The following is a 12894-nucleotide window of genomic DNA, read 5'->3' on the forward strand; positions in this document are numbered from 1 at the left end:
AACAATGTTACACACAGTAATTTTGAAAAACAATTACCAAGACTCCATCAACTTAATGTTATTGACCAATAAAATCAATGCATTAGATGGTGTAACCATGAGTCAAATCATGATGGGAACAGATGCCAACAAAGACATCCTTAACAACACGAACTTGTTAACGGATGAGGCCAATAGTGCATCTGCAAACGACATGATGATTGTGGTTGACAGTGAAAAAGAAAACATCATGGAAGAAGTTATGCCAGCGATTGATGAATTCTTAGATGATTTATCAGCAAAGGGAACTAGTGAAGAAGCACAAGCAGCGACTTCTTGGTCAGAAGCGTTTGATCTTTTACCAGAGGCGAATGTAGCGCTATTCAGTATTCCTGGTGAATATGGTGCGCCAGAAATGGAACGTGCCTTAAAAAATGATTTACACGTGTTCTCTTTCACGGATAATGTGTCAATTGAAGATGAAGTACGTTTGAAAAAATTAGCGCATGAAAAAGGCTTACTAATGATGGGGCCTGACTGTGGAACTGGTATTATCTCAAGTATTCCAATCGCCTTTACAAATGTTGTTTCTCCAGGAAACATTGGCGTTGTTGGTGCTTCAGGGACAGGGATTCAAGAAGTTACAACGATTATTGACCGCTTAGGTGGCGGAGTTGTTCACGCCATTGGAACTGGTGGTCGTGACTTAAGCGACAAAGTAGGCGCTATCACAGTGAAAGATGCTATTGTGGCCTTAGAAAATCACGAACCAACCGATGTGATTACAGTCATCTCTAAACCACCTGCAAAAGAAGTTCGTGATGAAGTGGTTGAATTATTACAAAGCATTTCAAAACCAGTCGTTGCGATTTTCTTAGGAGAAAAACCAACAAGTCACGAAGGCAAAGTTTATCTAGCTCATACATTAGAAGAAACAGCTAAAATTGCTGTTGATTTAGCAAATGATGTGGCCGTGAAGAAAAATTACTTTGAAGCATTAGCAAAACCAGCTGTACCAACATTACCAGAAGATAAAGTTGTAAAAGGCTTATATTCAGGTGGTACATTAGCTTCTGAAGCAGGTATGTTAATTTCTGAAGCTTTAGACCTTGGCGGTTTAGTGAAAGCAGAAGGTTATGTCTTGAAATCTCATGGTTATGAAGTCATTGACTTAGGCGATGATATGTATACACAAGGTCGTCCACACCCAATGATTGACCCAGATGTTCGTATCGAAAAAATTCGTGAATATGCACAAGATGAAAAAACGGGGATTATCTTATTCGATGTGGTGTTAGGCTACGGTGCTCATGAAGACATGGTTGGTGCGTTATTACCAGCAATTGAAGAAGCGCGTGCCACAGCCAAAGAAGCAGGACGCGATCTTTACTTTGTTGCAACTGTTTGTGGGACGACGAAAGATCCGCAAAATTACCAATCGTCGGTTGATCGTTTGAAAGAAGGCGGCGTTTTAGTTGCAGAAAGCAATGCTAAAGCTGTTCAATTAGCTTTATTACTAAAAGGAATCGAAATTTCAGAAGACGATAAAGAAGTGGTTGCTTACAACGGACCAACTGTCGATGTACCAAAACCAGGCGAAAAAGTAATGGAACTATTAACAACCAAACCAAGAATTATTAACGTTGGGTTGCAAAGCTTTACAGAATCAATCGTTGATTACGGTGGCGAAACTGTTCAATTCAACTGGCGTCCGCGTGCCAACGGCAATAAAAAAATGATTAAAATTTTGGATGCCTTGGAAGATTACAGTGAACAAATCGAAGCTGAAAATCACAAAGTAACAGACAAAATTAAAAATGCACAACCATTCTTAGTAGATGTGGTACCTGCGAAATCAGTGATTCCAGAATTAAATGATGACGCACAAAAAACATTACTTCATGCTGGACCGCCAATCCAATGGTCTGAAATGACTGGACCAATGAAAGGTGCTTGTATCGGTGCTGCATTATTCGAACGTTGGGCAGACAATGAAGAAGATGCTTTGAAGATTTTTGAAGCTGGCGAAGTACGTTTCATTCCTTGTCACCATGTAAAAGCAGTAGGACCAATGGGCGGTATTACTTCTGGTAATATGCCAGTCTTTGTTGTAGAAAATCGCTTAGAAGGTAACGAAGCATACTGTATCTTGAATGAAGGTATCGGTAAAGTATTGCGTTTTGGTGCTTATTCACAAGAAGTAGTTGATCGTTTAGATTGGATTAAAGATGTTTTAGGACCAACTATTGCGAAAGCCTTGAAACTTTCTGAAGAAGGCTTGAACTTAAACGTATTGATTGCGCGCTCTATTACAATGGGTGACGAGTTCCACCAAAGAAATATTGCCGCATCTTTGAACTTCTTAAAAGAATTGTCTCCATTAATTATCAAAACAGATATTCCAGAAGATCAAAAATACGAAGTAATCAAATTCTTAGCTGACACAGATCAATTCTTCTTAAATGTCATGATGGCAACTGGAAAAGCAATTGTTGATGGTGCCCGTAAAGATACCAACGGAACGATTGTCACAACGATGACTCGTAACGGCGTGAACTTTGGGGTCCGGATTGCAGAAACAGGCGATCAATGGCATACCGCACCAGTAAATACACCAAAAGGTCTTTACTTCACTGGTTTCAGCGAAGAAGACGGAAATCCTGATGTCGGGGATAGTGCAATTACTGAAACAGTAGGCGTTGGAGCAATGGCTATGGTAGCTGCACCTGGCGTAACACGGTTTGTTGGTGCAGGTGGCTTTGAAGATGCGTTAGCAACCTCAAATGAAATGGCAAAAATCTGTGAAGGACACAACCCAACATTCTCAATTCCAACTTGGGATTTCCAAGGAACTTGTTTAGGAATTGATATCCGTAAAGTGGTGGAATTAGGAATTACACCAATCATCAATACAGGGATTGCACATAAAAATGCCGGTGTTGGTCAAATTGGTGCAGGGACAGTTAGAGCACCTCTAGGCTGTTTTGAAAAAGCCCTAGAAGCGTATGCTGAGAAACTAGGCATTACGGTTGAATAACCAACTAGTCATTAGTGACTACATTTTTCCTATCCACCAATATGGCAAGATGGGAACCATTCACAGTGTTTTTGAACGTTCATTTAATCTGAAAGTCCAGGATCAATTAATCAATGTTGCAAACTTCCATAATTATTTATCAAGCTTTGGTATGTTTTTGCCAGATCAATTGTTTCAAGAAATCTTTCCGTATGTACAACAAGGTAATAAAGTCAAAATCACAGAAAATCAGTTGACCTTTTACAGTACAGTCGGCGTGAAAACGATCCAACTCACACCTGCCGAGGTCGTTTCTTTAAACATTACTCATTTCAAGTTAGAAAAAGACCAATTACGCTTGTTGCGAGACCGCTTATTAGCGAGAAACTTAGAACGTAGAATTGGCCTGCCTTTAGACGAACGAGCAAAGCATATTTTCAAAAAAATGAGCCAAAAACAAAAAGTTTGGACACTATCGGAATGGCAAGAAGTAACGAATTATCTGATTGGTCGGGGCAAAGGGTTAACCCCGAGTGGTGATGACATTTTAGTGGCGTATCAAACAATTCTGTTCATACTTGCTGATGAAAGAGCTGCGGCGTTAGCCGCTACTCTTTCGGCAGCAAATTTATCCACAACAGATGTTAGTAAAGGCTATATTGCAAGCTCGGCTAAAGGATATGTAAATTCATTGTTGTATCAGTTACTCTTGGATTTGGAGAACCATCGGGATAATAGAGTTGACGAAAATATTGACAGAATTATACAAATCGGACATTCCTCTGGTAAAGATATGTCATTTGGAATGTTACTAGCTTTACAATCTGTAGAGTTAGATGAGAAGTGAGGAGAAGACATGGAGAATAGTAAAAAAAATCAAGCAGTGCAAGTGAGCAATAGTTACTGGATTAAAGTCGTAGCCATTTTCTTCGTAGGCTGGATTTTAATGTACGCAACACGAACTATTTTTAATCCAGTGATGGGGGTCATTGGAGAACAATTTGGTCTAAGTAACACACAACTTGGTTTAGCCAATAGTATCTTCTTTCTAACCTATGCTGTTGCACAGATTCCTTTTGGGATGATTGGCGATAAAATTGGGCGGAAATTAGTCATTGCTGTTGGGTTTATCGTTCTTGCTATTTCTACTTATTTTAGTGGATTAGCGACAACCTTTGTTATGTTTTTAGTCATTCGTGCAATTGCTGGTATTGGACAAGGAGCTTACTATGGCCCGCAATATGCGCTATCGACAGAAGCGATTCCAGCAAGTAAACGGACCATCGGTAATGCCATCATCAATAGTGGGATGGCCTTCGGTACATCAGGTGGGTACCTACTTTCAAGTAAGTTGGTTTTAGAAAATGGTGAACATTGGAGCAAACCATTCTTTATCATGGCGATTCCAACGTTTATCGTAGGAATTCTTTTCTATACAATTTTGAAAGAAAAAGTGATTCGTCCTGGTGAAGAAGCTGCACGAGCAGCTGCTGAAGAAGGACCACAAGAAAAGATCTCATTAAAAGAAATTTTCTCAAATCGTAATTTATTAGCCGCATTTATTTTATGTTTCACAAGTATTTATGCAAACTTTGTCATTATTACTTGGTTGCCACAATTTTTAATTGCTGAACGTGGCTTTACAGGAGCGAGCGTTGGTTTCATTTCATCACTTGTACCATGGGCCTCTATTCCAGGCGCCTTAATCTTCGCTCGTTTGAATGATAAAACAGGTGCGACGAAAAAATTAGTCTTTACATTAGTACCTTTAGCAATCCTATCTGTCTTTGCGATTGCTTTTGTAACAAATCGGACATTGTTAATTTCTGTTTTAATTCTTTATGGGTTAACAGGGAAATTAGCGTTAGATCCAATTATGGTGACTTTTGTTACCAAACATGCACCAAAAGCGGCCTTAGGAACAACGTTAAGTGCCTATAATTTTATTGGGATGTCAGGGTCAATCCTAGCACCGTATGTCACAGGATATTTAGCAGATACAGCAGGCTCAATGCAAGTTGGCTTCTATCTTTCTTGTGTACTATTAGTTATTGGTTTACTAGCTTTTGCTTTCTTAGCTAAAGATGAAAGTAAACCGAAATTAGGTTAATTATCCCTTCGATAATGACTGAAACAATCAAAATGAGCAAGACAAAATCTTTCATTTCGTAAACAAATTATTTCTTATCCGTCGATACTGAAAAGATTTTGTCTTTGCTTTACTAAAAAGGAGCGAATCAATCAATGAGTTTAAACGTAATTGCCCTAGGTGGGAATGCTATTTTAGATACGGATCCAACAGATGAAGGCCAAAAAGCCGTCGTTAATCACGCGGCCAAATATATTGCAGAATTTGTTGCTAAAGGGGAACAAGTCATTGTCTGTCACGGAAACGGACCACAAGTAGGGAATTTGCTTTTACAACAAAAAGCAGGCGAAAGTGAAAAAAATCCAGCGTTGAAATTGGATACTTGTGTTGCGATGACACAAGGAAGTATCGGTTACTGGTTACAAAATGCTTTAACTAATGAGTTTGAAAAACGTAACATTGCTAAACCAGTTATCTCTGTAGTTACGCAAGTGCGTGTGGACAAAGAAGATCCTTCGTTTAAAAAACCATCCAAACCAATTGGTCCATTCTATACAAAAGAAGAAGCTGACGCGGAAGCAGCCAAAGATGGCTCTACGTATGTGGAAGATGCTGGCCGTGGCTACCGAAAAGTTGTTCCATCACCAATGCCTAAAGAAATTGTTGAAAAAGAGGCGGTTCGTGCTTTAGTAGAGGCGGACGTTTTAACTATCTGTTCTGGTGGCGGGGGCATTCCGGTCGTAGCAGAAGACGGACAATACGTAGGTGTGGAAGCGGTTAACGACAAAGATTTCTCTGCACGTGTTTTAGCTGAAAACGTTGATGCAGACCGTTTGATTATTTTGACAGGCGTTGATAACATCTACATTAATTACAATCAACCAGATCAAAAAGCATTAGAACAAATCAGTGTAGCCGAAGCAGAAGAATACATTAAAGAAGGTCACTTTGCTGCTGGTAGTATGCTACCAAAAATCGAAGCTGCCTTAGACTTCGTAAAAGGTGATGACAAACGGAAAGCAATCATTACTTCTATCGAAAACTTAGAAAACATCGATAAAGAAGCAGGAACTGTGATCAGTCAAAAGGGGTAGTTTACCATGAAAAAACCGTCCATGATCACCCAAATTGCAATTGCTGTTGTCGTAGGAATCCTCGTAGGACTCTTGATTCCTGCTAGCGGCAATTACTTGAAAATAGTTGGAGATGTCTTTTTGCGACTGATGCAAATGGCTATTCCTATCTTGATCTTAGGACAAATTGTCCAAGCAGTTGGCAGTATTAATCCAAAAGAATTAACGAGCCTTGGGGGTAGAACAATCGCTGTTTTCGGGATTTCCTCCTTAGCTGCCGCTTTATGGGGCGTCCTAATGGCAGTCATTTTTAATCCAGGATACGGTGTTAAAATGACTGGCTTCCAAGATGCTTCTATTAAAGCGCAAGAAATCTCAATCACTGATACGATTTTAAATTTCGTTCCGAAAAATATTTTTGATTCACTGACTCAAGGATCGATTATTCAAATTATTGTCTTTGCATTATTTTTTGGTTTAGCACTGAATAAATACTTACAAAGCCATCCAGAGACACAACTCTTCCAAATAATTGTGGACTTTAATGAAGTTATCATTACAGTCATTCGATACGTCATGTATCTAGCACCTCTGGGGATTTTTGCTTTAATTGCTTCAACAATTAGTCACTTAGGCCTTCAAATTATTTTACCGTTAGTGAAGTATCTATTGGTCTATGGATTAGGAACTATTTTATTTTTGGGCATCTGGATTTTGGTTATCACATTGTACTGTAAAGTAAGTCCACTACGTTTAATTACAAACATGAAAAATATGTCTGTGATGGCCTTGGCGACAACTTCTTCAGCAATTACTTTACCAGTAGCTTTGGAAGAAACAGAAACAAAATTAGGTTTAAGTAAGCGAATTACTAACTTAGTGTTGCCGTTAGGTATGTCGTTAAACAGTAACGGTTCAGCGATGCATATGGCTTTTACTGTAATGACTATCGCTCAGATGTATCAGCTAGAGTTTGATATTACGAAAATGATTTACTTAGCAATTACAGCAACGTTTGTCTCACTAGCAAACGCAGTTGTTCCCGGTGCGGGCTTAGTCTCACTGGCAGTGATTGTTCCGCAAATGGGTTTACCCATTGAGAGTATTGCAATTTTTGCAGGCGTCGAATGGTTTGTTGGCATGTTACGAACAATTTTAAATGTCAATTCAGATGTTTACTCTGCTATTCTAGTTGCAAAATCAGTGGATGAAATTGACTATACTGTCTTTAACAGTAGCAATAAGTAGTGAAAAAAGGGGAGGAAATGCAAGGACGAAGAAGAAAATCACTTGTTTTCTTTCCCTTTTTTAAGATTAATGATAAAGGAGCAAGCGCAATGGAAGAAATGGTTGTCGTTACACCGGAGAAATTAGAAAAGCTGATGAAACAAAAATTAGAAGCTGCTGGTTTACATTCTGAACATGCCGAAGAAGTTGCTCGACATTTAACTTTTGCAGATGCTAGCGGTATTCATTCACATGGTGCGGTTCGTATGGATTATTATGCGGAACGGATTGCAAAAGGCGGGATCACGATTGATCCCGAATTATCATTTGAAAAAACTGGACCGTCCACTGCCATTTTTCATGGCGATAATGGCGTGGGTCAATTTGTTTGTAACGAAGCATTAGCTGCTGCAGTTGACCTAGCCAAAGAATCAGGGTTAGCATATGTTGGCGTTTCTCAAACGAGTCATAGCGGGACGTTATCGTATTATGTTAAAAAAGCAGCGGAACAAGGCATGGTTGCTCTTTCGATGTGTCAATCTGATCCAATGGTGGTACCGTTTGGTGGTACAAGCAATTATTTTGGAACAAATCCAATCGCTTTTGCAGCACCTAGAGCAGGTCATGAACCAGTCGTGTTTGATATGGCTACGACAGTACAGGCTTGGGGGAAAATTTTAGATGCACGTTCAAGAGATGTTGAAATTCCCGACACATGGGCAGTAGACGAAAAAGGCCAGCCAACGACTGATCCTTATGAAGTACGAGGTTTATTGCCGATTTCAGGACCAAAAGGATATGGACTAATGATGATGGTCGATGTCTTAGCTGGTTCGTTGTTAGGCTTACCTTTTGGCAAACATGTCAGCTCCATGTATGCGGATTTAACGGAGAAACGGAATCTGGGTCAGATGTTTTTAGTCATTGATCCAAGCCGCTTTACAGATTCTGAACGATTTAAAGAAAATATTAATCAAATGGTGGAAGAACTTCATAGTGTGCCTACAGCAGAAGGGTTTCAACAAGTTTACTATCCAGGAGAAATTGGTCAGCTAAACTATCAAAAAGCCATGTCAGAAGGCATTGAAATTCCACAAAGTATTTATGATTATTTAGTTAGTGAGATTGTACATTACGATAAATATGGCGGGCAAGGTGCCTTTGCCAAATAATGAGGAGCGCAGAGAGTATTCGCTGCTGCGTTGCTCTCGCCTTCTTTCTATTGGAGGAAAGTAAAATGAAAAAATCGTCAAAAGTAGCACTTATTTTTGCATTTTTAGTTAGTATTTTTGTGCCAGTTGCGGCCTTTGCTGATGAGATTGGGGATGTAGTTGCCCCGACAGGAATCATGGCATTAGTTGTGATTATTCCATTGATTGTTGTTTTGGTTCTATTGTTTATGAAAGTCGATATGATTATCGCTGGTTTAATCGGTGGCGTCTTAGCGATGCTGATTGGTGGCATTGGACTAGAAGAAGCGAATAAACAGATGTTGGAAGCTATCCCAATGATGTTAGGAATTACCGTTCCCATCATTAATTCAGCTGTTGCGATGGCGGTCTTTAAAGCAGGTAGTTATTCAGCTGCATTAACTTTAGCCAAACGAGGCACAAAAGGAAAAGTCGAGTATGTTTCAGCTTTTATTGTTATCTTATTAGCCGCAGCCACATATATGTCAGGAATTGGTGGCGGAAGTGCGATGGTTATTGCGCCATTGGCCTTTGCTGCAGTTGGCGTTGTTCCTGAATTAATTGCAGCAATGTCTTTAGCTGCTGCGGTATCATTTACAACATCACCCGCTTCATTAGAATCAAGTATTGTTTCAAAATTAGGCGATATCAGTGTCGGTTCATATGTTTCAACCATGCGACCTTACTGGTTATTCTTCGTAGCATTAGCGATTGTGTTAGCCTTTTGGGGAACGAAACATAGAAATGTTGGCTTTAAAGAGTCGGCAGATGATGAATTTGATAAAAAGAGCAATGGTGAATTATTTAAAATTACCTTGCCAGCCATTTTCTTATTGTTTGCTGTAATTTTCGGACCAATTGTGAATGATTTAATTGGTTTTGCCTTCTTTACGCCACTTGTATACATGATTTTAACATTAGTTTTAATTTTCTTATGTACAGATTTCTCAATGAACAAATCTGTCGAAGCGATGGTAGATGGGTCTACATATATTTTGACTCGTTTATTCCAAGTAGGGATTTTCTTAGCCTTTATTAATGTTATTGCACAAACAGGAACGTTTGCTGTCATCGCAGGTGTTGCTGAAAATGCACCAGCCTTTATTGTCGTGCCAGTTGCCATTTTAACAGGGATTTTAATTGGGATTCCAGCTGGGGCCTACGTGGGTTCTGTTTTAACTTTAGTGCTACCAGTTGCTGTATCGTTGAACTTCCCGCCGTTAGCATTAGGTTTTGTAGCAATGGGTGTTGGTTTAGGTAGTCAAATGAGTTTCGTTAATATTACTATGCAAGCTTTATCTTCAGGCTTCCAAATTCCAATTTTGGATGTTGTTAAAGGAAACGTGAAATGGTTAAGTATTGCCTCTGTACTATTATTAGTTATCGGTTTAATCTTTGGATAAAAAACAATTTAGGGAGTGGAAAACATGGATTTATTAATTAAACAAGTTCGTCTTCAAGACGGTGAAGCATTACAAGATGTAGCTATTAAAGAAGGAAAAATCATTGAAATCGCCCCAGTTATTACTGGCGATGCCAAAGAAGTCATCGAAGCAGATGGTCGTGTTTTAATCCCAGGTTTTGTAGAAAGCCATTTACATTTGGACAAGGCATTAATCGCTGATCGTAAACCAAATAAATCAGGTACGTTGAAAGAAGCAATTGAAGTAACCGCAGAATTAAAACCAACATTTACCGAAGAAGACATTTACGACCGTGCCAAACGTGCCTTAGAAATGTTAATCGTTCATGGAACCACGGCGTTAAGAACGCATGCAGAATTTGACCCAGCGCAAGGTTTTACTGGCTTCAAAACAATTATGCGTTTGAAAGAAGAATACAAAGAGTTAATTGACATGCAAGTAGTTGCGTTTCCGCAAGAAGGAATTTTTAAAGCCCCTGGAACAGAACAAATGATGTATGAAGCAATGGATATGGGCGCAGACGTTGTCGGCGGTATTCCTTATAATGATGCACCAGCGAAAGAACATATTGATTTAGTGTTTGAAATTGCTAAAAAATATGATAAAGATGTAGATTTACACCAAGATTTTGCCGATGAAGCTGATGATATGAGTATTGAATATTTATGTGAAAAAACCATCGCTGAAGGCTACCAAGGCCGTGTTTCAGTGGGCCACTTAACGGCATTGCATGCCTTACCTGAAGCAGAATTGGCGCCTATTATTGCAAAAATGGCGGAAGCGAATATTAGCGTGATGGCTTTACCAGCAACGGATTTACATTTAGGGGCTCGTGGTGATCAGTACAATGTTCGACGTGCGGTTACGCCAATCCGTAAATTACGCGATGGTGGCGTGAATGTCTGTATTGCTACAAATAATATTCGCAATGCTTTTACACCATATGGCACAGGGGATATTGTTCAAACAGCGATGTTAGCCATTCCTGTTGGACACCTAGGTGGAGCGGATGACTTAAAAACAGTGCTACCAATGGTAACAACAAGTCCTGCTCGTGCGATGGGACTAGAAGGATACGGTGTCGCAGTTGGGAATAAAGCAGATTTAGTCTTATTAGACACAAAAGTGGTTGAACATGCGATTATTGATATTCCAGAACGGTTATATGTTATTAAAAACGGCCGTGTTACAGTCAAGACAGACAAAAAAGTCGAAATCATTCGTTAAGAAAAAACAAAAAGCTCAAAATGTTAGTTGTCAAAACTAACATTTTGAGCTTTTTTGATAAAGGTGAAGATGTGTTTGATTGATCCTGTTTTAGTTATTTTTTTGTTCCACGAGTTCTATTTATTAACAGAATTAAATCATTTCTTTGCTACCAACCGAACTAATTGTTCTTGAATCGCTAGTAAGTCAGTTAAAGAAACTTGCGCATTAATTAATAAAAATGGTGCAGCTTGTTTTACTTGCAGCAAAGGCGTAGTGCTTAAATAAAGGTCGTACCTATCTTCTTCAGACAATTGATTAATTGCAAGGTGATAGAAACTTGCAAACGTTTCACGAATTCGTTGAATGATAATCGCTTCAATCGGTGTAGGTAAGTCTGTTTCTATTTTTATGTGAATTGTTTGATTGAAAGCTGTTGGAGCAGTAATTAACGTGTAGGCCATCGATAATTGAAGGCCTAAGCCAGTTTGTTTAGCTGGGTTCGAAACATAGATGTCTTGCTCGGCGACTATCTTTTGTGCATGCTCAAATAAATGAGCAAAATTTTGTAATAAATACTTCTTAATATTGTAGCCAGTAAGTGTAAAATCCATTTGTTCAAATAACTCTACGAAAAGAAGACCAGCCACTAATTGTTTTGTGAATAAGCCCCTGTTTTTTGTCGTTTCAAAGGCATGAGGGTTTTCTGTTTCAAGGGAGTGAAGAATCTTTTTAATAAAAGAATTCGTCTCTGAAAATGATTGGTTAGGTTCGATTAAATCTGTAAAGTGTTTGTTCGAGAGTTGTACTGTTGTATTTGTTAATAGAAATAAAAAAATCAGATGACTTTCACTCTTGGGTAACAGAAAGGCGTTCGTTAATTGATTTTCTAAATGTTCTTTTAGTAGATGATGAGTATCAACAAATTGAAGCAGTACTTCTTGATCTTCATCAGATAAAGAAGAAATAGATTCAGAAAGCAGGAAATTTGTCTGGAATCCCTTTCGATAACGAATAATATTTACCGCTAAAATATAACAAATAAGTTTCATATTCAATTGATTGGCTGGGAAATAGCCTAAAGCAATCAGCTCTTTCGCAAGGGTTTCACATTTTGTTTGCGAGACGTCAGCAAATGGCCAATCGAGACCAGAAAAAACGCGCCAAAAGAAAGCAATCATGAAAAAACGAATGCGTGGTTCAGCACCAACTAAACGAATCTCGCCTTTGGTTCTCTGGATCGAAAAATCAAAGGTTTTTAAAATGGTATCTAACTCAGCAACCTTATGCCGAACAGTTGATTCGGATAAGAATTGGTCCATACTAAATTTTGTTAAATGAATATTGCTTTCAAAGAATAGTTTTTCGAGCAATGTAAAATACGGACTACTTTGCAAAATTTGCTTCGTCAAAATTTTATATTCTTTTTTTGATCCCATGAAACAATAGCCTTTACCTCGCTTGGCAGAGAAAATATGTGAACAATTATTAGCCAATACATAAGGTTTACTAATTAAGGATTCGTAGTATTTATTGATTGAACGTCGATCCATTTGTAACAATTGACTAAGTGTTTCAATACGAATAAAGTTTTTTTTATGATACAACAAACGCAGTAAATCCAATTCCTTTTTAACTTCTGAGCCGAAAAAAGTGTCTAATATTTCCATTATTCTTCTCCAATTGGTTC

At 38.6% G+C, this 12894-nt stretch carries 9 protein-coding genes; 8 read left to right on the top strand and 1 reads right to left on the bottom strand.

Annotated elements, in window-relative coordinates:
- Window positions 1–4: 4 nt before the first annotated feature.
- From fdrA to IGK96_RS01515, 8 genes are all read left to right on the top strand, one after another.
- Window positions 5–3016 (top strand): DUF1116 domain-containing protein, encoded by a 3012-nt coding sequence (fdrA, locus tag IGK96_RS01480; protein ID WP_002355249.1) that lies wholly within the window; start codon window positions 5–7, stop codon window positions 3014–3016.
- A complete protein-coding gene (locus IGK96_RS01485; RefSeq protein ID WP_002355250.1) occupies window positions 3009–3842 on the top strand; it encodes a DUF2877 domain-containing protein in 834 nt (277 codons plus the stop codon). The genes fdrA and IGK96_RS01485 overlap by 8 nt, the downstream gene beginning before the upstream one ends.
- Before the next feature lie 9 nt (window positions 3843–3851).
- Window positions 3852–5105 (top strand): MFS transporter, encoded by a 1254-nt coding sequence (locus IGK96_RS01490; RefSeq protein ID WP_002355251.1) that lies wholly within the window; start codon window positions 3852–3854, stop codon window positions 5103–5105.
- A 134-nt stretch (window positions 5106–5239) separates the two neighbouring features.
- Window positions 5240–6178, top strand: a complete 939-nt coding sequence (arcC, locus tag IGK96_RS01495) for a carbamate kinase (RefSeq protein WP_002355252.1) — start codon at window positions 5240–5242, stop codon at window positions 6176–6178.
- A gap of 6 nt (window positions 6179–6184) precedes the next feature.
- A complete protein-coding gene (locus IGK96_RS01500; RefSeq protein WP_002361159.1) occupies window positions 6185–7405 on the top strand; it encodes a dicarboxylate/amino acid:cation symporter in 1221 nt (406 codons plus the stop codon).
- A gap of 89 nt (window positions 7406–7494) precedes the next feature.
- A complete protein-coding gene (gene allD / locus IGK96_RS01505; protein ID WP_002413499.1) occupies window positions 7495–8556 on the top strand; it encodes an ureidoglycolate dehydrogenase in 1062 nt (353 codons plus the stop codon).
- Window positions 8556–9977, top strand: coding sequence for a hypothetical protein (locus IGK96_RS01510; RefSeq protein ID WP_002383665.1), 1422 nt, complete (start codon window positions 8556–8558; stop codon window positions 9975–9977). Before allD ends, IGK96_RS01510 begins: the two co-directional genes overlap by 1 nt.
- Before the next feature lie 24 nt (window positions 9978–10001).
- A complete protein-coding gene (locus IGK96_RS01515; protein WP_002389547.1) occupies window positions 10002–11225 on the top strand; it encodes an amidohydrolase family protein in 1224 nt (407 codons plus the stop codon).
- A gap of 137 nt (window positions 11226–11362) precedes the next feature.
- On the opposite strand, the gene IGK96_RS01520 is transcribed toward IGK96_RS01515, so the two are convergent.
- Entirely contained in the window at window positions 11363–12874 is a 1512-nt protein-coding gene (locus tag IGK96_RS01520) for a helix-turn-helix domain-containing protein (protein WP_071646535.1), read from the bottom strand.
- Window positions 12875–12894: the final 20 nt, after the last annotated feature.

This window comes from Enterococcus sp. DIV0682 (assembly GCF_051712685.1).
GTDB lineage: Bacteria > Bacillota > Bacilli > Lactobacillales > Enterococcaceae > Enterococcus > Enterococcus faecalis.